Genomic DNA, 26,605 nt, shown 5'->3' with positions numbered 1-26,605 from the left:
CATGTGCCACCCGCCGACGCGAGTCGCACCGGCGTTTGATAAAAATCAGCTCATGCCTCTCCCTCCCGAGGAGCCTCAGATTCACGAGAGTGCCCAGGGCCCGCGTGCCACTCCGGCCAGCGGCCGGGTCGCACCGACCCCCCGTCCCGTACCCGGTCCCCGTCCCGCGGCTCCGCCGCGTCCCGGTCGTCCGGGTCCTGCCCGGCCGGTGCCGGCCCAGCGTGCGGCGCATGCCGCTCCCAGGCCCGGGCCGTCCGCTCCTGCCGCCGCCCCTCCTGCCGCGACCCCGCAGATCCAGCTGATCCCGGCCTCGGCCGAGGGGGCGCTGGACGCCGCCGAGGAAGCCGTCGACCTGCTGTTGGAGTCGGGCCGTGCCCCCGGCGACGTGCTGGTGATCACCACCGGCGAGCCGCACCCATGGGCCGCCCACGAACTCTCCTTCGGCGAGGCCGCCTACTGGGCGCAGCACGACGCGGGCGACGACGTCTTCTACGCCGATGCCTCGGCCACCGAGCGGGCCGCGTCGCGTCCCGTGGTCGTGGTCGCCGTCAACGGCGGGACCGATGCCGTCGCCGCGCACGCGCTGCCCAAGGCCCTCGGCCGGGCCCGCGCCCTGTTGATCGTGTGCGGCGACCCGCAGGCGATCAACTCGGTACTGGGCGCCGGAGTCTGAGCGACTGCGGAATCCGCCCCGGTCGGCCCTCAGGGGTCACCGGGGAGCCGTTGCGCGTCCGGACGACGGTCCGGGTGCCCTGACGGCCACACCCCGCGACGGGGCGCTTCGGCGTACCTGCGGGGTGTTTCGGCATGTCCGGGGGCGCCTCACGGGGTCCCGTTGGGCCGGGAACGGGGGCGGCGCGCGGTGGCGTGCGGGTGTCGCGTGGTCCGGAGCAGTGTGCCGCGGTGCCGCCGCCGGTCCGAGGCCGGCCGGCTCGGTCCGACCGGCTTGGTGCCGTTCGGCCCGGGGCGGGGTGGACGGCACCGGGGCGCCAGTGCGAGGGCGGTGAGTCGGGGTGCGGTGATCAGGGCCGGGTGATCGGGGTGCGGTTGTTGCCGCACCGCATCAGGCGGCCCGGATGCGGGTCGACCCTCGGCCGACCCGCACCGGACATGCACCAGTGGCCGCAGCCTCAGTCGCTCACCGTGCCGCGGCGCGGCGGAGTACCTCCGAGGCGACGCCGCCGGTGCGCGGCATGGGCGGCGGCGCCACGGCCGTGGCGAAGGGCTCGGCCGGCGAGTCCGCGTGGGGACGGCGACCGCCCCGGCCCTCCCCTAGAACCTGCCAGCCGTCACGTGTCAGCGTGATGTACGCGCCGCAGCGCAGCCCGTGCAGCGTGCAGGCGTCCCGCAGCCCCCACATCCACGCCCCGTCCTCCTCCGTCCAACGCGCGTCACCGTCACGGCAGTAGAGCAGCACCGCCGTCCGCACCGGGGTCCGTCGGCGCAGATCATGCGGAATCACCCGCCTCAGCTGGGCGAGGAGCGCGTTGCGGAACATCCAGCCGTCGGCCGGCGCCGGACGCCGGATGAACGAGGCACTCGCCCGCAGCCGTTCGTCCGGATCCAGGACGGCGATGACCGCCGTCGAGGGCCGGGGCTGATGCCGCGCGTGCAGCCCATTGACGACCTCCCGGGGATTGCGCAACAGCGGAATCCCGGCGGCGGCCCATTCCGCGGGCTCGAGCATCCGGTTGGCGGAAGCGGCGGACAGGTCGGCAGACGTCGACACGGAGGCCGCCGAGGACGGAGCGAATCCGAAGGTCACGATCCTCCCTTCGGCTACGCGCCCACTCTGAGGGCGAGGGTCGGACTTGGGGGAGCGCACGCCGCGGCAGAAGCCCTACCGATTCACGGTGAGGCCGTGCGGGGAGCGGACTCCAATTCTTCCTGGCGAACTTGGTTGCGGCAACGAGCAATTGGGGCCACTGGCAGTTTTGTGGTGATTCACAGCTTATATCCCTGCACAGAGGACTCGGCGGCAACGCCCGGGCAGCACGGCACCCGGCCGGGCCACCCGCCGGTCACGCCCGGACGGCCAGCACGAGAGGCAACACCCCCTGTGCGCCCGCGCGCCGGAGCATGCGCGCGGTGACCGCGAGTGTCCAGCCGGTCTCCGTGGCGTCGTCGACCAGGAGCACCGGCCCGCCCGCCTCCCGCAGGGCATCGGCCAGCTCGGGCGGCACCGTCAATGCCCCGTCGAGTGCCTTGAGCCTCTGCGCGCTGTTGCTCCGGGTGACCTGGGAGACCGCGCCGGTGTACGCCACCGACCCCAGCAGCGGCATACGGCCGATCTCGGCGATCCGCGCGCCCAGGGAGCCGATCAACTGCGGCCGGGAACGGGAGGCCATGGTCACGACACCCACCGGACGGGGCGGCGCGTCGGGCTGCCCGGAGGCCCAACCGCCGGGCCCCTTCGCCCAGTCGGCCAGCACGCCGACCACGGCCTTGGCCACATCGTCCGGAACCGGCCCGTCCGGGGACTGGGGGGCGAGCATCGGCCGCAGGCGGTTGCCCCAGCCGATGTCCGACAGTCGCCCCAGGGCCCGCCCAGGAGCGGCCTGCTCCCCGGCCGGAATGCGCCCCTTAAGATCGACCCCCACGGCAGGCAGCCCCGTCGGCCACATCTTGCGGGGCTCTACCTCGACTCCCGCGCGCCCCAGCTCGCCGCGCGCCGCGTCCAGAGCCGCCGGGGAGACGGACTCCGCGAATCCGGTCTTCGTGCAGGTGTCGCACCGCCCGCACGGGGCGGCTTCCTCGTCGTCCAACTGCCGCCGCAGGAACTCCATGCGGCAACCCGGTGTCACCACGTAGTCACGCATGGCCTGCTGCTCGGCGGCGCGCTGCTTGGCGACCCAGGCATAGCGCTCGGCGTCGTACACCCAGGGGGTGCCGGTGGAGATCCAGCCGCCCTGGACGCGTCGGACCGCACCGTCCACGTCGAGGACCTTCAGCATGGTCTCCAGACGAGACCGCCGCAGTTCCACCAGGGGTTCGAGGGCGGGGAGGGACAGCGGTCGCTCCGCGTGCGCGAGGACGTCCAGTGTGCGGCGAACCTGCTCTTCCGGGGGAAAGGCGACCGAGGCGAAGTACTCCCAGATCGCCTGGTCCTCCTTGCCGGGCAGCAGCAGCACCTCCGCGTGCTCCACGCCACGGCCGGCGCGGCCCACCTGCTGGTAGTACGCGATGGGGGAGGAGGGCGAGCCCAGGTGGACCACGAAGCCCAGGTCGGGCTTGTCGAAGCCCATGCCCAGCGCGGAGGTGGCGACCAGGGCCTTGACCCGATTGGCGAGCAGGTCCTCCTCGGCCTGCTGCCGGTCCGCGTTCTCGGTCTTGCCGGTGTACGACGCCACCGTGTGCCCGCACTGGCGGAGGAAGGCGGTGACCTCCTCGGCCGCGGCCACGGTGAGCGTGTAGATGATCCCGGAGCCCGGCAACTCCTCCAGGTGGTCGGCGAGCCAGGCCATGCGGTGGGCGGCGTCGGGCAGTTCGAGCACCGCCAGGCTCAGGCTCTCGCGGTCCAGCGGCCCTCGCAGCACCAGCGCGTCGGTGCCGCCGCCGGTGCCCAGCTGCTCGGCCACATCGGCGGTCACGCGCGCGTTGGCCGTCGCGGTGGTGGCGAGCACCGGGACGCCGGGCGGGAGGTCGGCCAGCATGGTGCGCAGCCGGCGGTAGTCGGGGCGGAAGTCGTGGCCCCAGTCCGAGATGCAGTGTGCCTCGTCCACCACGAGGAGACCGGTCGCGGCCGCCAGCTCGGGCAGCACCTGGTCACGGAAGTCCGGGTTGTTGAGCCGCTCGGGGCTGACCAGGAGCACGTCGACGGTGCCCGCGGTGACCTCCTGGCGGATCGTGTCCCACTCCTCCGTGTTCGAGGAGTTGATGGTCCGTGCCGCGATTCCGGCGCGGGCGGCCGCCTCCACCTGGTTGCGCATCAGCGCGAGGAGCGGCGAGACGATGACGGTGGGGCCCGCGCCCCGCTCGCGCAGCAGCGCGGTCGCGACGAAGTACACCGCGGACTTGCCCCAGCCCGTGCGCTGCACCACCAGGGCTCTGCGCTTGTCCGCGACCAGTGCCTCGATGGCGTGCCACTGGTCCTCGCGCAGTCTCGCGGCGCCCGCCGGGGCGCCGACGAGTCGGGCGAGCACGGCATCGGCGGTCGTGCGCAGATCTTGGCGGTCAGTGGTGGGCCGGTCTTCGTCGCTCATGGCCCCATGCAACCCGATGCCTCGGACATCGCGCGAACGAGCGGGTCGAACTGTGGACAACTTCTGACGTGGTCATGTTCGGACTTATCCACAGGGCGAAGCGGAATTTCAAGATCCGCGAGATGGTCGCCGCATGACGAATCACAGCGAAGCGGCCGGGACCTCCGGCAACAGTGACATCAGCGGGCAGAACGGGTGCGGCGGGAGCCACGAGTCCCCCGTCCATCCTGGACACGGCACGGCCGCCGCAAGCCGCGGGGAACCGCAGGTGACCCTCCGCACCCCCGCCGAACTCGCCGACGCGCTGCCCTACCTGTTGGGCTACCGCCCCGAGGACAGCATCGTCCTCGTCGCACTGCACGACCGGGACACCCGTGGCCGGTTCGGCGGCCGGGCACGGCTGGGCATCCCGGCCCAGACGGACGACTGGCCGTCCGTCGCCCACCAGCTGGCCCGTGGTCTGGTCACCGGCAGCGAGCGCCGGGGAGCCAAACCGGAGAGCATGGTCGCCTTCCTCTGCCAGGACCCGGCGAGCGGCGAGTCCGCACGTGACGTCATGGAACGCCTGAGGCCGCTCGCCCAGCTGCTGCGCAGGGCCTGCGGCAGCATGGATGTGCCGGTGGTCGAGGCCCTGTGCATCTCCGACGGCCGTTTCTGGTCCTACTGCTGCCCGGGCAACGGATGCTGCGCGGCCGGCGGGGAACCGATGGGACTCCCGGGCACCTCGGTCCTGGCCGCTGCCGCCACCTACGCCGGCCTTCAGGTCCGGGGCTCGCTGAGGGAACTGCGGGCCAGGCTCATGCCGTGGGAGACCGCCGCCGCGCTCCAGCAGGAAGCAGCTCTCGACTCCGCGCAGTCCGCCCTCATCCCCAGGATTCTGGACGTGGACAGCCGGACGGAGGTGGCGGACGAGACCCTCGCGGTGGCACGGCGCGTCATCGGGCGCCTGGCGGACGTCCCGCCCGGCCCCGCCACACTGGACGCGGACCTCCGCGACGACGCACTCGTCGGACACGACGACGCGGCCACCCTGATCCTCGGACTCCAGGACCGGGCCACCCGCGATCGAGCCGCCGAATGGATGGAAGGCGACGAAGCGGGCCCTGCGCTCCGTCTCTGGCGCGCCCTCGCCCGCCGCTGCGTCGGGCCCTACGGCGAGCACGCCGCCGCCCCGCTCACACTCGTCGGCTGGGTCGCCTGGTCCTCCGGAGACGAACTGGAGGCCCGCGAAGCCCTGGCCATGGCCCTGGCCGCCGACCCCGAGTACCTCTTCGCCCGCCTCCTCCACCAGGCATGCAACGACGGGCTCGACCCCGAGACCATTCGCCGCTGTCTGCGCGCGGAACGCCGGGGACGCGATCTCGCGGCTGCCCCCGTCGGCGCGGAGACCGGTAGCCGGACCAGCTGCCCCGCCCCGTCGCCCGACCCGCTCCCGGTCTCGGACCTGCCCTGCGTCGTCACCGGCACCCGCCGCCGACGCAGGCCCCGGACGGAAGGAGGCATCGGGGACCGTGCCGTCCGGCGGTCGTCCGGTGCCCCGCCCGCCCGCCGCGCACGCTCCGCCGACGGCAGCCCCCCGGTCGGCCGGAAGCCGGGGCGTACGGCGAACGTGGCGAGCGGCCGGGCACGGGCACGCCGCGGCACCGGAGGGCAGTCCAAGGAGAGCGAGTCGTGAGCGCACGGATCCGGTCGCGCCCACCCTTGCCCGTGCCGTGCCGGTCCAGCCCTCCCCTCCCTGTGCCGTGCCGGATCCGGGCGTGCCCTTCCCTCCGCGTGCCGTGCTGGATCCTGGCGTGCCTGAGTCCGGTGCTCGCCCTCCGGGCTCGTGCGAGCCGAGCCCGGAGAGCCGGCGTGAGTGCCTCCCCCTGGCTCTTGCGGCACGTGGTCATCCTGTTCGATATCGCCGCCCGCCGGGCTGCGTCGCTCCGGCCGTGGGGCCGCACCGGGCCAGAGCGCCGGCGCGGTGCGCGCCTTCTGTCCCGCAGGGTTGCGACGGCGTGCCCACGGCCCGCGCGCCGCCCGCGTCCAGCACCACGGCTGCGCGCCGATCCGGGGCCGCCCAAGTCCGGCGGCCGTCGCGTTCCGGCTCCGTGCGCACGGCGGCACGAGGTGCTGGTTCGGAAGGCTTCTCCCGACAGGGGCCGTGACCCGGAGCGCAGCCGTTCCGTTCACCTGTGTGGCGGTACCCATGGCCTGGTCCCGCCGCTTCGTGACCCCGTCCCTCTCCGGCTCCCCACCTGGTGCCGAGCGCACCCCGAGCGCGCTGAACACAGAAGAAGCCGCCCCATGCCCCTCTCCTCGCTGCCCGACGCCCCGGACGACGTCCCGACCATCCGCACGCCCGTCCAGCCCTCGCCCCGCACCCGTGGGGACGGCATCGACACTCCCCGTCCGGACGTCCGCATCCCGGCCGGTAGCGCCCTTGCGCCCCACACCCCGGCGGCCCGCGCCGCCGGCTCACGGCCAGGCGGCCCGGGCGGCCCCGGTGCCCCCGCGCCCGGTACCGAGGGCCCTTCGGCACCCGGGCGTTCGGGTAGGGCGAGCACTTTGGCTCCGCAAGCTCCTCCCGCCCCTGGCGCGCGCCGCCCCAGGGAGCTGCCCCCGGCCCACAGCACGCTGATCTGTGTCGCCCTGCCGGGCCTCGCGATCTCGACGGACCAGGGCCAGCTGAACGGCAGCGGGCTGGAGGGTTTCTACCGCGCGGGACGGCGCATGCTCTCCCGCTGCCAGGTGAGGGTGGCCGGACGCGAACCGCTCGCCGTGCAGGCCCGGATGGTGACCGCCGACCGAGCCCGGTTCGTGGCGACGCTGCGTCTGTCCGCGGACGCCGGACCGGATCCGGACGTCATGGTCGAGCGCACCCGCTACGCCGACGGCACGGAGCGGATCACCCTGCGGAACACGGCCCTCCGGCCGTTGTGCCTGCCCGTCGAGGTGTCCCTGGGCACGGATCTGGCGGAGCTGGGGGCGGTCGCCTCCGGCGGCGCGGGCCCGGAACTGCCCGCGACCGTCCACGGCTCGGGCCTGCGCTGGTCCTGCGCGAAAGGGCACTCCACGGTGTCCGCCCACCCTCCGCCCGCCGACGCTCTGGCCTCCGCGGGACTGCTGCGCTGGGAGCTGCACCTCCCGCCCGGCGGCAGCCGGAGCGTGGAACTGCGCGTGCGACCCGACGGCACAGGACCCATCAGACCGGTGGGACGCGGCGCCACCAGCCCGCTCGCCCGGGCCCGCGTCGCGGGAGACGACCTGGTGGCGCAGTCGCTGCTGCCCACCTGTCTGGAAGATCTGGAGGCGCTGCTGCTGCGCGACCCGAGAAACCCGGCAGACACCCACCTCGCGGCCGGCGCGCCCTGGCGCTGCGGACTGTCACCGGCCGACGCACTCGTCGCGGCCCGGATGACGCTGCCGCTCGGCACGCGCCTCGCGGCAGGCACCCTGCGTACCCTGGCCCGCACCCAACTCGCGGGCAGGGACGCCCGGTCCGGCATGATTCCTGGACCCCGGCGGGACGCGGGCCCGCATCTGCCACCGGGGTGCACGGGCACGGAGGCGACCCTGTTGTTCCCCGTACTCCTCGCGGAGGCCCGGAGATGGGGACTCCCCGAGCAGGAGACGGAGGCACTGCTGCCCGCCGCCGAGCGTTGCCTGCGCTGGCTGCTGGAGGCGGTCGGCAGCGGTGTCTACCTGCCCGACCCGCATCCCGGCGGACCGCTGCGCTGCGAGACCCAGGCCCAGGCACACCGGGCCGCGCTGCTGGGCGCCGACCTTCTCGGCGCGTACGGCCGACGGGGCGGCGCCGAGCTGCGGGACTGGGCGGGAGAGCTGCGGAGCCGCTTCGGGGCGGACTTCTGGATCGACGACCGGGGCGGCGGCAGACCCGCGGCCGCCCGCACCCCGGACGGGCGTCCCGTGCCGCACCTGGGTGCCGGTGCCGCCCATCTTCTCGACACCGGGCTGCTCGGCGGGGGAGAGCAGGCTGAGGGACTCCTCGACAAGGTCCGGACCGAGCAGCTCGCCCGACTGCTCGGAGGGCCCGCGATGGACTCGGGGTGGGGGCTGCGGAGCCTGGGGGCGAGAGAGGCCGCGTACAACCCCTTCGGTCATCGCAGCGGTGCCGTGCGTGTCCACGAGACGGCGGTCGCGGTCGCGGGACTGGCGGCCGCCGGATACGAGAAGGAGGCGAGCGCCCTGCTGAGGGGCGTGCTGGCGGCGTCGGAGAGCTTCGGCCATCGGCTGCCGGAGATGTACGCGGGGGAGCAGAGGACCGCCGGTGGGGCCCCGCTGCCGCACCCGGCCGCCTGCAGACCGGCCGCGACGGCGGCGGCCGCCGGGGTGCTGCTGCTCACCACCCTCGTCGGGATCCGACCCGACGCCCCCGCCCGGGCGGTGACTCTGCGGCCGGTGCGCAGTGCGCCGCTGGGCGAGATCGGCATGACGGGACTGCGCGTCGCCGGCGCCCCCTTCGCCGTACGCGTCAGCAGACTGGGGCTCGCGATGGTCGAGGAAGCCGCCGACGGACTGCAGTTGGGGGTGTGACCTCGCGCGACACGGGACGGCACCACGGACGGCGTCGGCTCTCCGTGTCCCGAGGGCGGCCTGCGGGACAGGGGGCGGACCGAAGTGGATCACGTGGGGAAGCGACCGCGAAGGGAGTGTTTATCGTCAGGCAGACGACTATGATCGCGGCATGCCCTACGACCCGTCGGACTATCCGCCCTTCGCCGTCACCGTGGACCTGGTCGTGCTGACCGTCCGTCGCCACGCGCTCTGCGCACTGACGGTACGGCGGGGCGAACAGCCGTTCCAGGGGCGGTGGGCGTTGCCCGGTGGCTTCGTGCGGCCGGACGAGGACCTGTCGCAGGCCGCTGCCCGGGAGCTTGCCGAGGAGACGGGCCTGACCGCCCATGAACCGTCCGAGCCGGCTCAGGACAACGGCGCGCACCTGGAGCAGTTGGCGACCTACGGCGACCCGAAGCGCGACCCCCGGATGAGGGTCGTCAGCGTCGCCCACCTCGCCCTCGCCCCCGACCTGCCCGCGCCCCGGCCGGGAGGCGACGCCAACAGCGCACGCTGGGCGCCCGTGGAGGAGTTGCTGGAGCAGGGCGGCTACGGGCGTGACGGTGACCCGGTGGCACCCTTGGCCTTCGACCATGCGCAGATCCTCGCGGACGGGGTGGAGCGTGCCCGTTCCAAGATCGAGTACTCGTCGCTGGCCACCGCCTTCTGCCCGCCGGAGTTCACGGTCGGCGAGCTGCGCCGTGTCTACGAGGCGGTGTGGGGTGTGGCGCTGGACCCGCGCAACTTCCATCGCAAGGTGACGGGAACGCCGGGATTCCTGGTGCCCACCGGCGGTACCACCACGCGGCAGGGGGGCCGGCCCGCCCAGCTCTTCCGCGCCGGCGGCGCCACCCTCCTCAACCCGCCGATGCTGCGCCCCGAGGTCTGATCCGGCGGAGAGAGGGAGCGTCCGCCGCCGGGCGCGGTGGTCTCGCCCGTGGGAGCCGCCGAGGTGCCGACGGGAGGGCGCGGTGAAGTGCGGGGCTCGCGAACCGTGCGTGGCTCGCCCGGTGACCGCGAGGCGCTCCGCGAAGTACAGCGCAAGGTACCCAGGAAAACGGACATATCGCGCTATCTTGCCTAGGGTGATCCAGGCCATCGGATTGACCAGCAATCCCCGCAAGGAGTTCCCGCCCGCCGTCGACGATGTGTCCTTCGAGGCGCACTCCGGCCGTGTCACCGCACTCCTCGGGGCTCCCGGTGCGGGCAAGTCGACGGTTCTGAGACTCGCCCTCGAACTCCAACACGGCCGTGGGGTGGCCTACTTCAGAGGGCGCCTCCTCCATCGCATCGCCCATCCCACGCGTGAGGTGGGCGTCCTCCTCGGCGACGTGCCCGGGCACCCCGCCCGCACGGTCCGGGGTCATCTGCGGATGCTGTGCGCGGCCGCCGGGCTGCCCGGGCGGCGTGCCGACGAAGTCCTGGAGGTCGTGGGGCTGGTCAGCCTCCGCGATGCACGGCTGAACACACTCTCGCGAGGCATGGACCGTCGGCTCGGCCTGGCCTGCGCCCTGCTGACCGACCCGCACACCCTGGTGCTGGACGACCCCGCCGGCGGGCTGGCGGTGCGTGAGGGGCGGTGGCTGCACGGGATCATGCGGGCGCACGCCGACCAGGGGGGCACGGTCCTGTTCACCACCGGCGACCCGAAGGAGGCGGCGCGCACCGCCGACCGGGTCCTCACCCTCGAACGAGGCAGGCTCGTCGCCGACCAGGAGGTCGCGGACTTCTCCCGCACCCGGCTCCGGCCCAGGGTCGCCGTCCGCACCCCGTACGCCGCCCGGCTCGAAGTGCTTCTCGCGAAGGAGGCCCGGACGGCGCGACGTTCCGTGGAGGTCGTGCGGGAGGGCGGCAACAGGCTGTCGGTGTACGGCAGTACCTGTGCCGAGATCGGCGAGACCGCTTTCCGGCACGGCGTCCTCGTCCATCAACTCGCCGACGAGATCGGGGACATGGGGCCCACGCCGTCGCCGTCGGGGGTGCCGTCCACGCCCGCGTCGGTTGCCGGGGAAGGCATGGGGCCGGCCGAGGTCGCGTGGGGCCCGGGCGGGGAGGCCGAAGGGCCGGCGGAGGAGTGCCCGGGGCCGGCTGACGAGCTCTGCGCACCCGGGGCCGACGGTGCCACCGCCGCGCCCGCGGACGGTCCTCGGTCGGCTCCGGTCGAGCCGTGGATCTGTGCTGACGAGGCGTCGGAGGTCAACCCGGCGCCTCTCGTCGACCTCGGACCCGCTGAGCCCTGCGCACCCCACGCGGATCCCGGGACGAGTGATCATTTCGGTCCGCGTGATGATCCCGGCCCCCGTGGCGACCTCGGGCTCCGCCCGGATCACGACCCGCGCGATGCGCCCTACGCCGAGCCGCAGTCGCAGAATCAGCCGCTGCCGTCGCTGCCCCCACCCATCACCGTGCGTCCGGCGCCGAGCCCGCTGCGGCCGTTGCGCTACGAGCTGCGGCGGGCGGGCGGGGTCGGCACCGCCTACGTCACCGCCGCGGCCGTACTCGTCACCTCCGCCCTCGTGGCGGTGTTCCTGGCAGGGATCGGGCACACCCCGCAGCCACGGCTGCTGGCGGCGTGGCCGCGTGAGCTGCCGCTGCCGCCCGCGGCCATCGGGGCGGGGCTGCTCGGAGCCATCGCCTTCGGTGACGAGTTCCGCCACCCCGCCCTTGCCGCGGACCGCGGCACCGTCCCCCGCCGCTTGGGGCTGCTCCTCGCGAAACTCCTCGTCGCGGCGGCCACCGCACTGCTGCTCGCCGTCCTCACCGTGGGCTGCGACCTCGAAGTGCTCTATCTCGTCTACGGACCGGAACTCGTCTCGGTTCCGGCCGGCTGGTTCCCGCTCGGCGCGAGCTGGCTCGGTCTCGTCGTGGGGTGCGCCTGGGCCGGGGTGCTCGCGGCGGGCGTCTTCCGGTCCACGTCCGCCGGGCTCGCGGCCGTGGTCGCCGTCCCCCTCGTCGTCGTACCCCTGGTGCAGCAGGCGCTGGAGGGGGCGACCGTGCGGAGCGCGGTCGGGTTTCCGGTGCGGCTGCGTGAACTCCTGCTGGTGCAGTGGCCGTTCGGGGGAGAGCGGTACCTGGAGGCCGTGGCCCGGGCGATCTCCCAACCCGTGGGAGGGGCGCTGCTGTTGTCGCTGGCGGCACTGCTGGGGGCCTACGTGTTCACCAACCTCCGCGCCCGGGTCAGGTGATGATCGTCCTCATCCTTTCGTGCTCACTGTCCGTGCCCTTCCGTTGGTGCAATGCGCACAACTCCTCGTAGAACGCCCATTTCTTTCCGATAAGGCGTCAATTGCGACGGGGTGAGCGATCACCCTTTCGTGTGCTTTTCACCAAAGACCTCAAGGGAGTTGGAAACGCAGCCGACAAAGGATGCGTGAGTACCCTTGCGCACACCATGATGACCGCCGCCCGCTCCGCCGCCTCCGGCCTCGCAGGACCGGGCGAACTCGACCGCTACCCCTACGCCGAACCCGCGAGCGTCGACCGCGTGGGCCTCCCCGCCTGGGACGGCGCGGACCCCGAGCTGGGCCGCGTGGGCCGCCGCGCCGCCGGGAGCCGTGGACGCGGACTGCACGGCCAACTCGTCCAGCAGCTCGGCCAGATGATCGTCTCCGGCGACCTCGGCGCGGACCGCCCCCTCGTCCCCGAGGAGATCGGCCAGCGCTTCGAGGTCTCCCGCACCGTCGTCCGTGAATCCCTGCGTGTCCTGGAGGCCAAGGGCCTGGTCAGCGCACGCCCGAACGTCGGCACGCGCGTCCGGCCGGTCAGCGACTGGAACCTGCTCGACCCCGACATCATCGAATGGCGGGCCTTCGGTCCGCAGCGCGACAACCAGCGGCGCGAGCTCAGCGAGCTGCGGTGGACGATCGAGCCGCTGGCCGCCCGTCTCGCCGCCGGCCACGGGCGCGACGACGTGCAGCAGCGCTTGGCCGACATGGTCGAGCTCATGGGCCACGCCATGGCCCAGGGCGACCCGCTGACCTTCTCGCGCGCCGACGCCGAGTTCCACTCGCTGCTCATCCAGCTCGCGGGCAACCGGATGCTGGAGCACCTCTCCGGGATCGTCTCCTCCGCCCTCCAGGTCTCCGGCGGCCCGGCCACCGGTTGTGACCGGCCGACCGAGTCGACCCTCACGCACCACGCCCGGATCGTCGACGCCCTCGCGGCGGGCGACGGAGGGGCCGCCGAGGCGGCCATGCGGCAGCTGCTCACCGTCCACCCCGAGGTGGAGCGTGTGGTGCCGGCGCCGCGCGAGCACTGAGGGCGCGCCGCGAGCGGTACGAGGCCGGCGCGGCCGGGGCGCCGACCCCTGGGTGGCGTCACTCGGCCGGCGGACCCGTGCCGCCGGGCCCCAGCGAATCCTCCCAGGGGTTCGGCGGGGCCCGGCGGCGCGACCGGGACGCGATTCCTCCTGGTCCGTGCGGTACCAGGACCGTCCCGAGCGTCGGACCGCGTGCATCGCCCGGCGACCGCCCGACTATCGCCCGGTGCGTCGCCGGACCGGCCACCGGGTGAATCGCCGGTGAGTCGTCGGACCGGTTCCCTCCACGGGGGTCGACAGGTGCCGGGGGATCGGCGAGAGTGGCGAGGTCCACCGGAACGGCGGGTTCGACCGGAACGGTGCGGTCGACCGGAGTGGTGAAATTCGGCGGGTGCGCCGCCCCCGGCGAGAGCACCGGGGCCGGGTGAGGCGCCGGAACCGGCCGGCCGCAGAACCGGCGCGCGAGCCCACCGAGGGGAAGCGCTCCCGCCCGGCGGCTGCCGCGAATAAGGCCCGCAGGACTTGGCCGGGACGATGATCCGGGTCACGGAGTTCATTCCGGAATCGTTCGGGTACCAGTCCTAACAGAACCGGTTGTGGCCTCGATCGATCGCCTCTGCCAGTGTCTGACCGCTTTTGCGCGCTTACGGGGTGTGACTCGGGCCACGCAGATTGGGCGTAACGCTCGTGGGAACAACGCGATGACCTAAGAGGCGACAGTCGCGGAGGGAATACGGACGCCGTTCATGGCGCTGTGCATCTCCCCGGCCCCCGCCCGCACCGTCGGCCCACTCCCAAGCCGGTGGTCGGCTCCGGTCCGTAATGGACGGGGCCGGAAGCCGTTTTCCAACGTTCCGAGAGGTTGTTCGTGTCGGCCAGCACATCCCGTACGCTCCCGCCGGAGATCGCCGAGTCCGTCTCTGTCATGGCGCTCATTGAGCGGGGAAAGGCTGAGGGGCAGATCGCCGGCGACGATGTGCGTCGGGCCTTCGAAGCTGACCAGATTCCGGCCACTCAGTGGAAGAACGTACTGCGCAGCCTCAACCAGATCCTCGAGGAAGAGGGTGTGACGCTGATGGTCAGTGCCGCGGAGCCCAAGCGCACCCGAAAGAGCGTCGCAGCGAAGAGTCCGGCCAAGCGCACCGCCACGAAGACGGTCGCGGCGAAGACGGTGACCACCAAGAAGGCCACTGCCGCAGCCGCTCCCGCGGAGCCCGTGGCCGACCCCGCCGGCGAGGACGTCGCACCCGCCAGGAAGGCCGCCGCCAAGAAGGCGGTCGCCAAGAAGGCGGCCCCCGCCAAGAAGACCGTAGCCGCCAAGAAGACGGCGGCGAAGAAGACCACCGCCAAGAAGGACGACGCCGAGCTCACCGAGGAAGAGGTCCTCGAGGAGGCACCCGCCGGCAAGCCCGGCGACGAGCCCGAGGGCACCGAGAACGCCGGTTTCGTGCTCTCCGACGAGGACGAGGACGACGCGCCCGCCCAGCAGGTCGCCGCCGCCGGTGCCACCGCCGACCCGGTCAAGGACTACCTCAAGCAGATCGGCAAGGTCCCGCTGCTCAACGCCGAGCAGGAGGTCGAGCTCGCCAAGCGCATCGAGGCCGGTCTGTTCGCCGAGGACAAGCTGGCCAACGCCGACAAGCTCGCCCCCAAGCTCAAGCGCGAGCTGGAGATCATCGCCGAGGACGGCCGCCGCGCCAAGAACCACCTCCTGGAGGCCAACCTCCGCCTGGTGGTCTCCCTGGCCAAGCGCTACACCGGCCGCGGCATGCTCTTCCTGGACCTGATCCAGGAAGGCAACCTCGGTCTGATCCGCGCGGTCGAGAAGTTCGACTACACCAAGGGCTACAAGTTCTCCACGTACGCCACCTGGTGGATCCGTCAGGCGATCACCCGCGCCATGGCCGACCAGGCCCGCACCATCCGTATCCCGGTGCACATGGTCGAGGTCATCAACAAGCTCGCGCGCGTCCAGCGCCAGATGCTCCAGGACCTGGGCCGCGAGCCCACCCCGGAGGAGCTGGCCAAGGAACTCGACATGACCCCCGAGAAGGTCATCGAGGTCCAGAAGTACGGCCGCGAGCCCATCTCGCTGCACACCCCGCTGGGCGAGGACGGCGACAGCGAGTTCGGTGACCTCATCGAGGACTCCGAGGCCGTCGTCCCGGCCGACGCGGTCAGCTTCACGCTCCTGCAGGAGCAGCTGCACTCCGTGCTCGACACGCTCTCCGAGCGCGAGGCGGGCGTCGTCTCCATGCGTTTCGGCCTCACCGACGGTCAGCCGAAGACCCTCGACGAGATCGGCAAGGTGTACGGCGTCACGCGCGAGCGCATCCGCCAGATCGAGTCCAAGACGATGTCGAAGCTGCGGCACCCGTCCCGCTCGCAGGTGCTGCGCGACTACCTCGACTAGGGTGCGTTTCAGAAGTGGATCTTGATGTGTCAAGATCCACTTCGTGGGACGGCATGATCTGACGAATGCACAATGGGCGAAGCTGGAGCCCTTGCTCCCGGCCGGCAAGAAGCCCGGACGGCCACCGGTGCACACCAAGCGGCAGTTGATAGACGGCATACGCTGGCGCACCCGCGCCGGTGCTCCGTGGCGGGACGTGCCCGAGCGGTATGGCCCGTGGGAGACGGTCTACGGTCTGTTCCGGCGCTGGCAGCGGGACGGCACCTGGCACCGCATCTTCGAGCAGCTGCAGGCCCGGGCCGACGCCGAGGGGCTGATCACCTGGGACGTCTCGGTGGACTCCACCATCGCCCGCGCCCACCAGCATGCGGCCGGTGCCCGCAAAAAGGGGATCTGCAGATCGAGCCGCCAGGTGGTGTGTTCATCGAGCCCGATGACCACGGGCTCGGACGATCCCGGGGTGGGCTGACCACCAAGCTGCACCTGGCGGTCGAGCAGGCCCAGAAGCCGATGGCGCTGGTCATCACGGCTGGACAGCGTGGTGACTCGCCGCAGTTCCAGGTGGTCCTGGGCCGTATCCGGGTGCCCCGGCTCGGGCAGGGCCGCCCGCGCACCCGGCCGGACAAGGTGCGTGCCGACAAGGCGTACGGCTCCCGCGCGAACCGCGACTACCTGCGCAAACGTGGCATCCGCTGCACGATCCCGGAGAAGCGCGACCAGATTGCCAACCGCAAGAAACGCGGTTCCCACGGCGGCCGCCCGCCCAAGTTCGACAAGGACGACTACAAGCAGCGCCACGCAGTGGAGTGCGGAATCAATCGCCTGAAACGGCACCGTGCGGTCGCCACGAGATACGACAAGCTCGCCGTCCGCTACGAAGCGACGGTGCTGGTCGCAGCCATCAACGAGTGGCTATGACCAGCACTTTCAAAACGCACCCTAGGGACGGCACGGCACCCGCCGATCCGTCGCTCCCGCAGGCCCGGTTCCCCCGAAGGGGCCGGGCCTTCGGCGTGTGTGCGGCTGCGGAAGCCGATCTGGTGGATCACTCTGGGTGTGCCATCCCTGTCCCGGAGTGAGGAGCACGCATGCGTCGATCGTTCGCCCGACTGCTGGCCGTCGCGGCCACCACGGCCGTCATACCGCTGGCGGCACCGCCGCCGGCGTCGGCCGAGGTCGTCATCGGTGGTCATCCGGTAGAGATCTCCCAGGCGCCCTGGACGGTGGCCCTGGCCAGCCGTGACCGGTTCGGAGGTACACGGGCAGGACAGTTCTGCGGCGGTGTCGTGATCGGCCGCTCGACCGTCCTGACGGCCGCCCACTGCCTCAGCGAGAGCGTGCTGGGCGGCCCTCCGGAGCGTGTCGGCGACCTGAGGGTCATCGCGGGCCGCGCCGAGCTGCAGTCCGCCGAGGGCCAGGAGATCGCGGTGAGCGGTGCCTGGGTCGATCCGGCGTACGACCCCTACACGAACGCCGGGGACTTCGCGGTGGTGACGCTGGCCTCGCCCCTGCCCGAGACCTCGGTCATCGGGCTGGCGGAGGCCGGCGACCCCGCCTACGGGCCCGGCACGCCGGCCGCGGTCTACGGCTGGGGGGACACCACCGGTGCCGGGGACTACGGCCGGAGCCTGCGGGCCGCGCCGGTGCAGGTGCTGGCCGACGAGGTCTGTGAGAAGGCCTACCCGGGCAGCGCGGACGGGCGGTACCTGTCCGGGTCCATGGTGTGCGCCGGGGAGCAGGACGGCGGCCGGGACGCCTGTCAGGGGGACAGCGGAGGGCCGCTGGTCGCCCAGGGGAAGCTGATCGGCCTCGTCTCCTGGGGGAGCGGCTGTGGGCTTGCCGGAAGCCCGGGTGTCTACACCAGGGGCTCGTACATCGCCCGGGTGCTCACGGGAAGCCGCTGAGGGGCGGCTCACGGCCCCGCGGCGGGCGGGTGCGGAACGAGAGAGGGCGGCCACCCCGTGGGTACGGGAGTGGCCGCCCGGTCACCGGCCTCGAGCCGGTGGCGGCTCGTCGTCAGGTGCGAAGCGTCAGCGCTCGTCCTCTTCTGCGGTCGCGGGAGCGGCCGTGAGCCGCTCCGTCTCGTCCTGTATCTCCGCGGCGATCTTCTTGAGCTCCGGCTCGAACTTGCGGCCGTGGTGGGCGCAGAACAGCAGCTCTCCACCGCTCAGCAGGACGACGCGCAGGTAGGCCTGGGCGCCGCAGCGGTCGCATCGGTCAGCGGCCGTCAGCGGGGTCGCGGGGGTCAGAACAGTAGTCACGTCGCCTCTTCTCTAGCTCGACGAGCTGTCGTACCAGGGTCAACATCCAACCAGGCCGAAAACGTTCCCGCTCGCGGCTTTAACTCGAAAAAATCTTTCCGGGCCGACTGTCTGCTGCCGGTTGGCGGCGAATGAGCCGTAGTGCGTGTCTTCGTGTCGTACGGGCTTCGCGCTGTCTGTCGGTGGTTCTGGTGGTCGTTCTATCGGTTGTACGGTCCTCCCGGCTGGGTTGCCGGTTGTTCAAGAGGACGTGCCCGGAGCCTAAATGGTTCATGCCTCGAAGGGAACGTGATATGTACTTCACCCCATCGAGGGATCGAACGCGTATGCGAGTCTGGACTACCCTGAGTTTCGCCACGAGGGTGGCGTTACAGCGGCTCTACCAGGGCTCGGTACCCTCGAACCGGCAACAGAGCCCGGCCCCTTACCCAAAAGGGCCTCACCTGAAATTCAGCGAGGAGCGAACCGCGTGACCGCCGATACGTCCGTGCCGTCCACAGCGCTGCTGACCGGAGCAGACCGGGACGGTTCCAACTACACCGCGCGGCACCTGCTCGTCCTCGAGGGGCTCGAGGCCGTGCGGAAGCGCCCCGGGATGTACATCGGCTCGACCGACAGTCGAGGCCTGATGCACTGCCTGTGGGAGATCATCGACAACTCCGTGGACGAGGCCCTCGGGGGCTACTGCGACCACATCGAGGTGATCCTCCACGACGACGCCTCGGTCGAGGTGCGGGACAACGGCCGGGGCATCCCGGTCGACGTCGAGCCCAAGACCGGCCTGTCCGGTGTCGAGGTCGTGATGACCAAGCTGCACGCCGGCGGCAAGTTCGGCGGCGGCTCGTACGCCGCCTCCGGCGGTCTGCACGGTGTGGGCGCCTCCGTGGTGAACGCGCTCTCCGCCCGCCTGGACGTGGAGGTGGACCGCAACGGCAGCACCCACGCCATCAGCTTCCGGCGCGGAGTGCCCGGCGCCTTCGCGGGCATCGGGCCGGACGCCAAGTTCGAGACCGGCGGGCTGCGCAAGGGCAAGCGGATCCCCAAGACGCGCACCGGCACGCGCGTGCGCTACTGGGCCGACCGCCAGATCTTCCTCAAGGACGCCAAGCTCTCCCTGGAGCACCTGCACCAGCGCGCCCGGCAGACCGCCTTCCTCGTCCCCGGGCTGACGATCGTCGTCCGGGACGAGTTCGGCCTCGGTGAGGGCGGCAGCAAGGGTGAGGAGTCGTTCCGCTTCGACGGTGGCATCAGCGAGTTCTGCGAGTACCTGGCGTCCGACAAGCCCGTCTGCGACATCCTCCGCTTCTCCGGGCAGGGCACCTTCAAGGAGACCGTGCCGGTCCTCGACGAGCACGGCCAGATGACCCCCACCCAGGTCACCCGCGAACTCGGCGTCGACGTCGCCATGCGCTGGGGCACCGGCTACGACACGACTCTCAAGTCGTTCGTGAACATCATCGCCACCCCCAAGGGCGGCACCCATGTGGCGGGCTTCGAGCAGGCCGTGGCCTCCACCATGAACGAGGTGCTGCGCGCCAAGAAGATGCTGCGCGTCGCCGAGGACGACATCGTCAAGGACGACGCCCTCGAAGGTCTCACGGCCGTCGTCACCGTGCGTCTCGCCGAACCTCAGTTCGAGGGTCAGACCAAGGAGGTCCTCGGGACGTCCGCGGCCCGCCGTATCGTCGCGCAGGTGATCGCCAAGGAGCTCAAGGCGTTCCTGACCTCGGCCAAGCGTGACGCCGCCGCGCAGGCGCGGGTCGTCATGGAGAAGGCGGTCGCCGCCGCGCGGACGCGCATCGCCGCACGTCAGCACAAGGACGCGCAGCGGCGGAAGACGGCGCTGGAGTCCTCGTCGCTGCCCGCCAAGCTCGCCGACTGCCGCAGCGACGACGTGGAGCGCAGCGAGCTGTTCATCGTCGAGGGAGACTCGGCGCTCGGTACGGCCAAGCTCGCGCGGAACTCCGAGTTCCAGGCGCTGCTGCCGATTCGCGGCAAGATCCTCAATGTCCAGAAGTCGTCCGTGACCGACATGCTCAAGAACGCCGAGTGCGGCGCGATCATCCAGGTCATAGGGGCAGGGTCCGGACGTACGTTCGATATCGACGCGGCGCGCTATGGCAAGATCATCATGATGACCGACGCCGATGTGGACGGCTCGCACATCCGGTGCCTGCTGCTGACCCTCTTCCAGCGGTACATGCGGCCGATGGTCGAGGCGGGGCGCGTCTTCGCGGCCGTGCCGCCGCTGCACCGGATCGAGCTGGTCCAGCCGAAGAAGGGGCAGGACAAGTACGTCTACACGTACTCGGACCGCGAGCTGCGCGACCGGCTGCTGGAGTTCCAGAGCAAGGGCGTCCGGTACAAGGACTCCATCCAGCGCTACAAGGGCCTCGGCGAGATGGACGCGGACCAGCTGGCGGAGACGACCATGGACCCGCGTCACCGGACGCTGCGGCGGATCAACCTGTCGGACCTGGAGGCCGCTGAGCAGGTGTTCGACCTGCTGATGGGCAACGACGTCGCCCCGCGCAAGGAGTTCATCTCCAGCTCGGCGGCCACGCTGGACCGGTCGCGCATCGACGCCTAGGTGTATACACCCGCAGGGCTTCGTCGGAGGGCGTCCGGGCCGGTCCCGGGCGCTCTTCCTCGTGTGGGGGCCGGAGTGCTCCGCAGGTGTGTCGTCCCTCCCGGCCGCCGCGGGTGCGGAGGCTCGTCCCGGGTGGGGGAGGCTGGCCGGTGCTTCACCTGATGGGGTGAACAATCGCGCAGAGGCACGCCAGGGGTCTTTCCGCTCTGTCCATGCTTGGGCATGCAGTCAAGCACCGGCCGTCCCCGCCGACGCGAGGGTGGTTCTGAGAACCCGGTTGAGCAGCACGAGGGACACGGCCTCGCCGACGAGGACGTGCGGTTCGACGATCCCTGGTACGACGCGCTGGCCTCCGGCTGGGGCGAGCTGGACGGCACGGACGGGCCCGCCCCGACCGCGGCCGGGGCGCGCGGGGGCGGGGACGCGGCGGAGGTCTACCTGGAGGTCCAGCGGAGCGCCGCCTTCCAGGAGGTGCGCAGCCGCTACCGCAGGTTCGTGATCCCCGGCGTCGCCCTCTTCTTCGGCTGGTACGTGGCGTACGTGGTGACGGCGACCACGGCCCCCGGTCTGATGGCCCGGCCGGTGGCGGGTTCGGTGAACGTGGCGATGCTGGCGGGGCTTGGACAGTTCCTCACGACGTTCCTGTTCACCTGGGCGTACGCGCGGCACGCCAGGCTGCGCCGGGACCGGGCGGCGCTCGATCTGCGCTGGGACACCCAGGAGTTGACGCGTGGCCTCCGAGGGGGCGTCCGATGACCACCGACCACCAGATGCTGGCGCTGCTGCTGTTCAGCCTGTTCGTGGCGGTCACGTTGGGCATCACCACCTGGGTCAGCCGTCACCGGCACGGCTCGGCGGAGGAGTTCTACGCCGGGGGGCGGTTGTTCTCCCCCATGGAGAATGGTTTTGCCATCGCGGGCGACTACATGTCCGCCGCGTCCTTCCTCGGTATCTCGGGGCTCATCGCCCTCTTCGGGTACGACGGGCTGCTCTACTCGGTGGGCTTCCTGGTCGCCTGGCTCGTGGTGCTGTTCCTGGTCGCCGAACTGGTGCGCAACTGCGGGCGGTTCACGCTCGCCGACGTGGTCGCGGCCCGGATGAGCGAGCGGCCGGTGCGGATCGCCGCGGGAACCTCCTCGGTGACCGTGTCCGTTCTGTACCTGGTGGCGCAGATGGTGGGAGCGGGCACCCTCGTCGCGCTGCTGCTGGGGGGAGAGAGCGGGGCTGCACAGGCCTGGACGGTCATCGGGGTCGGCGCGCTCATGGTCGTCTACGTGTCACTGGGAGGGATGCGGGCCACCACCTGGATCCAGATCGTGAAAGCCGTCCTGCTCATGGGCGGGGCGGTCGCGCTGACCGTGCTCGTCCTGGTGCGGTTCCACGGCGACTTCGACCAGTTGCTGCGGACGGCCGCCGAGCGCAGCGGACACGGCGACGCGTTCCTCGCCCCCGGGCTGAAGTACGGCGGTGACTGGGTCTCGCGCTTCGACTTCATCAGCCTCGGACTCGCGCTGGTGCTGGGCACGGCCGGTCTGCCGCACATCCTGTCGCGCTTCTACACGGTGCCCACCGCACGGGCCGCGCGCCGCTCGGTCGTCTGGTCGATCGGCCTCATCGGCGGCTTCTATCTGATGACGATCGTGCTCGGCTTCGGCGCGGCGGCCGTGGTCGGCCCGGAGGCCGTACGCAGCTCCAACGCGGCCGGCAACACGGCGGTGCCGTTGCTCGCTCTCGATCTGGGCGGCGGCACGAACTCCACCGGTGGAACGGTCCTGTTCGCGGTCGTCGCCGCCATCGCCTTCGCCACGATCCTCGCGGTCGTCGCCGGCATCACCCTCGCGTCGTCGGCGTCCGTCGCCCACGACCTGTACGCCTCGCTGCGGCGCAGACGTTCGAAGCCGCGCAGCGAGGTCGCCGTGGCCCGGACAGCCGCCGTCGGTGTCGGCATGGTCGCCATCGTGCTGGGGCTGCTGGCCAAGGATCTCAACGTGGCCTTCCTCGTGGGCCTTGCCTTCGCGGTGGCCGCCTCCGCCAACCTGCCCGTGCTGCTCTACTCGCTGTTCTGGCGCGGCTTCACCACACGCGGCGCGGTGTGGTCCGTGTACGGCGGGCTGGTCCCCTCCCTGGTCCTCGTGCTGCTCTCGCCGGTCGTGTCGGGCAGCGCCGACTCGCTCTTCCCCGGCCTCGACTTCCAGGTCTTCCCCCTGCAGAACCCCGGCCTCGTCTCCATCCCGCTGGGCTTCCTCGCGGGCTGGCTCGGCACGGTCCTGTCGGCCGAACCGCCGGACGAGGCCAAGCACGCGGAGACAGAAGTGCGTTCGCTGACGGGCGCCGGGGCGGTGTGAGCGGTGGGCAGGCCCCCCGGCGGTTCACGGGTGCTCAGGGGCGGGTCGCCCACTCGTAACGGTGTTCCGGGCGGCCGGCGTCCCCGTACTTGAGGGTCAGCCGGGCCCGTCCCGTGCGTTCCAGGAGCTTCAGATAGCGCTGGGCGGTCTGGCGGCTCAGTCCGGTCCGCTCGGCGATCTCCTGGGCCGACAGCGGCCCCTCGGCGCTCATCAGGGCGCGGCGCACCAGCTCGGTGGTGGTGGCGGAGTGGCCCTTGGGCAGGTCCGGCTCGCCGCCCGCCGAGAGCGCGCCGAAGATCCGGTCCACCTCCGCCTGTTCGGCCTCACCGCCGCCGTCCAGGGTGCGCCGCAGCTCCGCGTACGCCTCCAGCTTGGCCCGCAGCCCGGCGAACGCGAACGGTTTGACCAGGTACTGCAGCGCGCCTTGGCGCATCGCGGCCTGAACGGTCGAGACGTCGCGGGCCGCCGTCACCATGATCACGTCGCACTGGTGGCCCCGGCGCCGCATCTCCTGGACCACCACGAGCCCCGTGTCGTCCGGCAGATAGTGGTCCAGCAGCACCAGGTCGACGTGCGGCAGCGCCTCCAGGCGGTGCAGCGCCTCGGCCGCGCTGTGGGCCACCCCGGCGACGTGGAAACCGGCGACCTTCGCCACATAGGCGGCGTTGACGCGGGCGACCCTGGTGTCGTCGTCCACGATCAGGACCTCGATCATCGCGGCTCCTTGTCGGCTGTGCCGGCGGCTTCGGGCTCCCGCGCGGAGCCCGGCCGCCCGTCGTGGCCGGCGCCCGGCCCGTCCCGCCGCGCCGGTCCGTCCTCTGGCGCCACGGGGGCGGGTGCCGCCGAGGGCGCCGGTGTCACCAGGCCGTGCTCCGCGAGTGCGTCGGGCAGGACGACGGTGAACTCCGCGCCGCCGCCCGCCGCCTCCGTGACCCGGGCAGTGCCCCCCTGCCGCTCGGCCAGCCGGCGCACCAGGGAGAGCCCGATGCCGCGCTCGCGATGGGCGGGCGGAGTCTTGGTGGACCAACCCTCGGTGAAGATCAATTCCCTCTTGTCGGGAGGCACTCCGGGGCCCGTGTCGCGGACCCGGAGGACCGCCGTACGCCCCTCGGTCCGCAGATCGACCTCCACGCGCGCGCACGGCGTGCCCGCGACGGCGTCCAAGGCGTTGTCGACGAGGTTGCCGACGACGGTGACGAGCCCCCGCGGGTCGATCAGCCGGTCCGGCAGCATCGTGCCGTCCGCGATCGAGAGGGCGACCCCGCGTTCGGCGGCGACGGTGGCCTTGCCGACCAGCACCGCGGCGAGCAGCGGATCGTGGATCTTCTCGGTGACCTGTTCGGCGGTGGCCCGGTGCTCGCCGACGACCTCGCCGACGAACTCGACGGCCTCGTCGTACATCTCCAGTTCGAGCAGGCCGAGGAGGGTGTGCATCCGGTTGGCGTGCTCGTGGTCCTGGGCGCGCAGGGCGTCCGTCAGGCCGCGTGTGGAGTCCAGCTCGCGCCCCAGCTGCTCCAGCTCGGTGCGGTCGCGCAGGGTGGCGACGGCGCCGCCGTCGTCGGTGGGCATACGGTTGGCGACCAGCACCCGCTGTCCGCGTACGGTCAGCAGATCGGTGCCGGTGACCCGTCCCGCCAGCACGTCCGTCGTACGGCCGGCGCCGAGCGCGTCGTCGAGCGAGCTGCCGACCGCCTCGTCGCCTATCCCCAGCAGCCGCCGCGCCTCGTCGTTCAGGAGGCGTACGCGCCCGGCGCGGTCCAGAGCGACCACGCCCTCCCGGATGCCGTGCAGCATCGCCTCGCGCTCCGCGAGCAGCCCCGCGATATCGGAGAAGGCCAGGTCCCGGGTCTGACGGTGGACCCGCCGGGAGATCAGATACGCGGCCAGCGCCCCGACCGCCATGGCGCCGCCGGCGTACGCCAGGAGCCCGGGGATCGCGTGGAACAGCCGGTCGCGCACGCTGTCGTACTCGATACCGACCGAGACGGCGCCGACGATCCTTCCGTCGGCGTCCCGCAGCGGCACCTTGCCCCGGGCGGAGCGTCCCAGGGTCCCCGAGTCGATCTCCATGACCTCTTTCCCGGCCAGGGCGCGGCGCGGGTCGGTCGAGACGAGCCCGCCGATCTCCGTCGGGTCGGGGTGCGACCAGCGCACGCCGCGCCGGTCGAGCACGACCACGTACTCGGCTCCGCTGGCCTTCCTGATCCGCTCGGCCTCGACCTGCACGGGGCCGGTCACGGACGGCCGGGTCGACACCAGGTCCCGCGCCATCTGCGGCTGGGCCGCCGTGGTCTGCGCGATCGCGAGGGCGCGGCGCATCGCCTGGTCGTCCAGCTGCTGGCTGAGCGGCGCCAGGAACAGCCCGGTCGCGAGGACGGCGACACCGGCGGCGATCGCGACCTGCATCAGCAGGACCTGCGAGAACACCCGCCGCGGCATGCCGAACCGCAGGCGGCGTGCGAGGGGAGCGGGACTCATACCCATGACCGTACGTGGACGGGGTGGGCCGGTCGTAGTGGGGTGTGGCGCGGATCTCAGTACCGGGGCGTTCGTACGGTGATCCCGGCGGGCAGCGGATGTGGGCGCGCCGGACGGCTAGCGGCCGACCGCCGCGGGCGACAGTTCCCGTACGGCCAGGACGTCCATCCTCGCCGGGGAGCCCAGCGGGGAGCCGCAGCTCTCCGGGCGGGGCGGCTGGGCGGGGCCCTGGGAGACGGCGACGGTCCAGCGGCGGCCGTCGGCGTGGGCGACGGTCACGTCCCAGTGGGGTGCCGTGCCGTCCGTGCGCAGGATGGTGAGCGCGTCGGCCGCGTCCTCGCCGGTCTCGGTGCGCACCGCCAGTTCGGCGGCCTGGCCGGGGCGCTCCCAGGCGGAGCTGCCACGGCATCCCTCGGTGACGACGCGGCCGTCCCGTACGCCCTGGAGGACCTCCTTGACGTGGTGGGCCTCCGCGCGGCCGTACACGTATCCGAAGGGGAGGACGAGCACGGTGGGGGAGAAGCGGTGACCACCCAGATGGGTGACCTCCCAGGTGCCCTCGACCCCCGAGGCGGCCAGTTCGGCGGCGAGCGGCCGGCCGAGGAGGGCGCAGCAGCGGTCGCGCTTGCCGTTGGTGCAGACGAGCGCGAGCGGGCCGTCGGTGTGCGGCCGGCCCCGCAGGACCGTCCCGAAGGACCGGTGGTCACCCCGTCCGAGGGCGGCGAGATCGAGGCCGAGCAGCTCACGGGGGTCGGACGTCGTGGCGGTGTACAGCCAGACGTTGCCGGGGACGGTGTGGGCCACGTACACACGGCGCTCGCGGACCTCACGGCGGTCGGCGTGGCGACCGGGACGCCGGATGAGCGCCACGCGTACGCCGGTGCCCTCGGCCGCGGCTTCGAGGGCGCGGCCGAGCACGGGGTCGAGGTGGCTGGAGGTGAGCGCGTTGACGCCCCAGGGGCCGGACTGTTCCAGCAGCAGCCATGTCCTCGCCGTGGCGGCGGTCCCGGCGAGGGGCTCGCCGAGAAGTCGGGACGCGGATGTGCACGTACTCACAGAGGTGAGCCTAACCTGACTTGCGTCCGCGTGGCGCCGGGGCGGACCGAAGGAGTGCCGGCGGGGGTGCCGCAAGGGGGCTGTGCGAGAGGAACGGCGGCGCGAGGGGCCCGCGCTGTAGTGCAGGCGAGCCCCCGTTTCAGGATCAGGCGTCGGGGATGTCCGACTTTGCCCGGATGAGAGTGTCGCGGCTGATGACCACGATCCTCTCGTAGTCAGCGCGCGAGGCGTCGGCAGGAAGCTCGGGGTCGAGTTTCTCTGTCCGGTCGGTCCCGATCACTGCGAAGTTGCCATCCTGCAGTTCGAAGATGTCTGGGCATGTCTGCCCCGCGGCACTGCCCCTCTCCCGAGGGGAGGCACCGATGCGGCGCACGATTTTCAACGGGTTCGATCCTTGGGTCATGAGTAGTGACAGCGATGTTGAGCGGGCCAAACTTAGCCTCAT

At 72.2% G+C, this 26,605-nt stretch carries 19 protein-coding genes; 12 read left to right on the top strand and 7 right to left on the bottom strand.

Translation table 11 applies throughout. The annotated features are described in order from the left end of the window. Positions 1-52 precede the first annotated feature (52 nt). Positions 53-673: a hypothetical protein gene (locus SCAB_RS11580; RefSeq protein ID WP_078580099.1), complete on the top strand. Its 621-nt coding sequence runs from the start codon at positions 53-55 to the stop codon at positions 671-673. Between the two features lie 465 nt (positions 674-1,138). On the opposite strand, the gene SCAB_RS11575 is transcribed toward SCAB_RS11580, so the two are convergent. Then, positions 1,139-1,765: a hypothetical protein gene (locus SCAB_RS11575; RefSeq protein ID WP_013000254.1), complete on the bottom strand. Its 627-nt coding sequence runs from the start codon at positions 1,763-1,765 to the stop codon at positions 1,139-1,141. Between the two features lie 256 nt (positions 1,766-2,021). Then, positions 2,022-4,202 carry a RecQ family ATP-dependent DNA helicase gene (locus SCAB_RS11570; RefSeq protein ID WP_013000253.1) on the bottom strand — a complete coding sequence of 727 codons (2,181 nt, stop codon included), beginning with the start codon at positions 4,200-4,202 and terminating at the stop codon, positions 2,022-2,024. A gap of 133 nt (positions 4,203-4,335) precedes the next feature. Here SCAB_RS11570 and SCAB_RS11565 point away from each other — a divergent pair, with 133 nt between their 5' ends. From SCAB_RS11565 to SCAB_RS11525, 8 genes are all read left to right on the top strand, one after another. Continuing rightward, positions 4,336-5,877 (top strand): DUF4192 domain-containing protein, encoded by a 1,542-nt coding sequence (locus SCAB_RS11565; protein ID WP_013000252.1) that lies wholly within the window; start codon positions 4,336-4,338, stop codon positions 5,875-5,877. Positions 5,878-6,488: 611 nt separating this feature from the next. Continuing rightward, complete coding sequence (locus tag SCAB_RS11560) at positions 6,489-8,738, top strand: glycogen debranching N-terminal domain-containing protein (protein WP_374194889.1); 2,250 nt, start codon at positions 6,489-6,491, stop codon at positions 8,736-8,738. Between the two features lie 151 nt (positions 8,739-8,889). After that, positions 8,890-9,648: an NUDIX hydrolase gene (locus SCAB_RS11555; protein ID WP_013000250.1), complete on the top strand. Its 759-nt coding sequence runs from the start codon at positions 8,890-8,892 to the stop codon at positions 9,646-9,648. A 196-nt stretch (positions 9,649-9,844) separates the two neighbouring features. Beyond that, a complete protein-coding gene (locus SCAB_RS11550) occupies positions 9,845-11,944 on the top strand; it encodes an ABC transporter ATP-binding protein (RefSeq protein WP_013000249.1) in 2,100 nt (699 codons plus the stop codon). 185 nt (positions 11,945-12,129) lie between these two features. Continuing rightward, positions 12,130-13,017, top strand: coding sequence for a FadR/GntR family transcriptional regulator (locus SCAB_RS11545; protein ID WP_078580098.1), 888 nt, complete (start codon positions 12,130-12,132; stop codon positions 13,015-13,017). Between the two features lie 868 nt (positions 13,018-13,885). Next, a complete protein-coding gene (locus SCAB_RS48375; protein ID WP_041670560.1) occupies positions 13,886-15,430 on the top strand; it encodes an RNA polymerase sigma factor in 1,545 nt (514 codons plus the stop codon). A 43-nt stretch (positions 15,431-15,473) separates the two neighbouring features. Beyond that, positions 15,474-16,348 (top strand): IS5 family transposase gene (locus SCAB_RS44705; protein WP_397962628.1). Its coding sequence is split into 2 segments (ribosomal slippage): positions 15,474-15,863 and positions 15,866-16,348, totalling 873 coding nucleotides; the frame shifts between segments, so codons are not numbered across the junction. Positions 16,349-16,518: 170 nt separating this feature from the next. Then, entirely contained in the window at positions 16,519-17,334 is an 816-nt protein-coding gene (locus tag SCAB_RS11525; protein ID WP_013000245.1) for a S1 family peptidase, read from the top strand. 126 nt (positions 17,335-17,460) lie between these two features. Here SCAB_RS11525 and SCAB_RS11520 read toward each other — a convergent pair whose 3' ends face one another. Next, the gene (locus SCAB_RS11520; RefSeq protein ID WP_013000244.1) at positions 17,461-17,691 is read right to left on the bottom strand and encodes a DUF7455 domain-containing protein; all 231 of its coding nucleotides are present in this window, start codon (positions 17,689-17,691) and stop codon (positions 17,461-17,463) included. A 469-nt stretch (positions 17,692-18,160) separates the two neighbouring features. On the opposite strand from SCAB_RS11520, the gene SCAB_RS11515 reads away from it, so the two are divergent. The 3 genes from SCAB_RS11515 to SCAB_RS11505 all read left to right on the top strand — a co-directional run bounded on the left by SCAB_RS11515 (position 18,161) and on the right by SCAB_RS11505 (position 22,626). Beyond that, positions 18,161-20,281: a DNA gyrase/topoisomerase IV subunit B gene (locus SCAB_RS11515; protein ID WP_013000243.1), complete on the top strand. Its 2,121-nt coding sequence runs from the start codon at positions 18,161-18,163 to the stop codon at positions 20,279-20,281. 222 nt (positions 20,282-20,503) lie between these two features. Then, the gene (locus SCAB_RS11510; RefSeq protein ID WP_013000242.1) at positions 20,504-21,037 is read left to right on the top strand and encodes a DUF485 domain-containing protein; all 534 of its coding nucleotides are present in this window, start codon (positions 20,504-20,506) and stop codon (positions 21,035-21,037) included. Further along, on the top strand, positions 21,034-22,626 hold the full coding sequence (locus SCAB_RS11505) for a solute symporter family protein (RefSeq protein WP_013000241.1): 1,593 nt from the start codon (positions 21,034-21,036) through the stop codon (positions 22,624-22,626). The genes SCAB_RS11510 and SCAB_RS11505 overlap by 4 nt, the downstream gene beginning before the upstream one ends. 34 nt (positions 22,627-22,660) lie before the next feature. Here SCAB_RS11505 and SCAB_RS11500 read toward each other — a convergent pair whose 3' ends face one another. The 4 genes from SCAB_RS11500 to SCAB_RS11485 form a co-directional block, all read right to left on the bottom strand. After that, positions 22,661-23,341, bottom strand: a complete 681-nt coding sequence (locus tag SCAB_RS11500; protein ID WP_013000240.1) for a response regulator — start codon at positions 23,339-23,341, stop codon at positions 22,661-22,663. Next, the gene (locus SCAB_RS11495; RefSeq protein WP_049875694.1) at positions 23,338-25,104 is read right to left on the bottom strand and encodes an ATP-binding protein; all 1,767 of its coding nucleotides are present in this window, start codon (positions 25,102-25,104) and stop codon (positions 23,338-23,340) included. The genes SCAB_RS11500 and SCAB_RS11495 overlap by 4 nt, the downstream gene beginning before the upstream one ends. A 117-nt stretch (positions 25,105-25,221) precedes the next feature. Further along, complete coding sequence (locus tag SCAB_RS11490) at positions 25,222-26,160, bottom strand: sucrase ferredoxin (protein ID WP_013000238.1); 939 nt, start codon at positions 26,158-26,160, stop codon at positions 25,222-25,224. 145 nt (positions 26,161-26,305) lie between these two features. Then, complete coding sequence (locus tag SCAB_RS11485; protein WP_037724008.1) at positions 26,306-26,542, bottom strand: hypothetical protein; 237 nt, start codon at positions 26,540-26,542, stop codon at positions 26,306-26,308. Between the last annotated feature and the right edge of the window lie 63 nt (positions 26,543-26,605).

The sequence above is a fragment of the Streptomyces scabiei 87.22 genome (assembly GCF_000091305.1).
In the GTDB taxonomy this organism is placed as follows: domain Bacteria; phylum Actinomycetota; class Actinomycetes; order Streptomycetales; family Streptomycetaceae; genus Streptomyces; species Streptomyces scabiei.
The sequence above is the reverse complement of the archived record's forward strand: the minus strand, read 5'-3'. Positions and strand labels throughout refer to the sequence as shown.

Excerpts from the sequence above, each read along its gene's own strand:
- SCAB_RS11580 (WP_078580099.1), top strand. The coding sequence starts at position 53 with ATGCCTCTCCCTCCCGAGGAGCCTCAGATTCACGAGAGTGCCCAGGGC.
- SCAB_RS11570 (WP_013000253.1), bottom strand. The coding sequence starts at position 4,202 with ATGAGCGACGAAGACCGGCCCACCACTGACCGCCAAGATCTGCGCACG.
- SCAB_RS11565 (WP_013000252.1), top strand. The coding sequence starts at position 4,336 with ATGACGAATCACAGCGAAGCGGCCGGGACCTCCGGCAACAGTGACATC.
- SCAB_RS11560 (WP_374194889.1), top strand. The coding sequence starts at position 6,489 with ATGCCCCTCTCCTCGCTGCCCGACGCCCCGGACGACGTCCCGACCATC.
- SCAB_RS11555 (WP_013000250.1), top strand. The coding sequence starts at position 8,890 with ATGCCCTACGACCCGTCGGACTATCCGCCCTTCGCCGTCACCGTGGAC.
- SCAB_RS11525 (WP_013000245.1), top strand. The coding sequence starts at position 16,519 with ATGCGTCGATCGTTCGCCCGACTGCTGGCCGTCGCGGCCACCACGGCC.
- SCAB_RS11510 (WP_013000242.1), top strand. The coding sequence starts at position 20,504 with ATGCAGTCAAGCACCGGCCGTCCCCGCCGACGCGAGGGTGGTTCTGAG.
- SCAB_RS11505 (WP_013000241.1), top strand. The coding sequence starts at position 21,034 with ATGACCACCGACCACCAGATGCTGGCGCTGCTGCTGTTCAGCCTGTTC.
- SCAB_RS11500 (WP_013000240.1), bottom strand. The coding sequence starts at position 23,341 with ATGATCGAGGTCCTGATCGTGGACGACGACACCAGGGTCGCCCGCGTC.
- SCAB_RS11495 (WP_049875694.1), bottom strand. The coding sequence starts at position 25,104 with ATGAGTCCCGCTCCCCTCGCACGCCGCCTGCGGTTCGGCATGCCGCGG.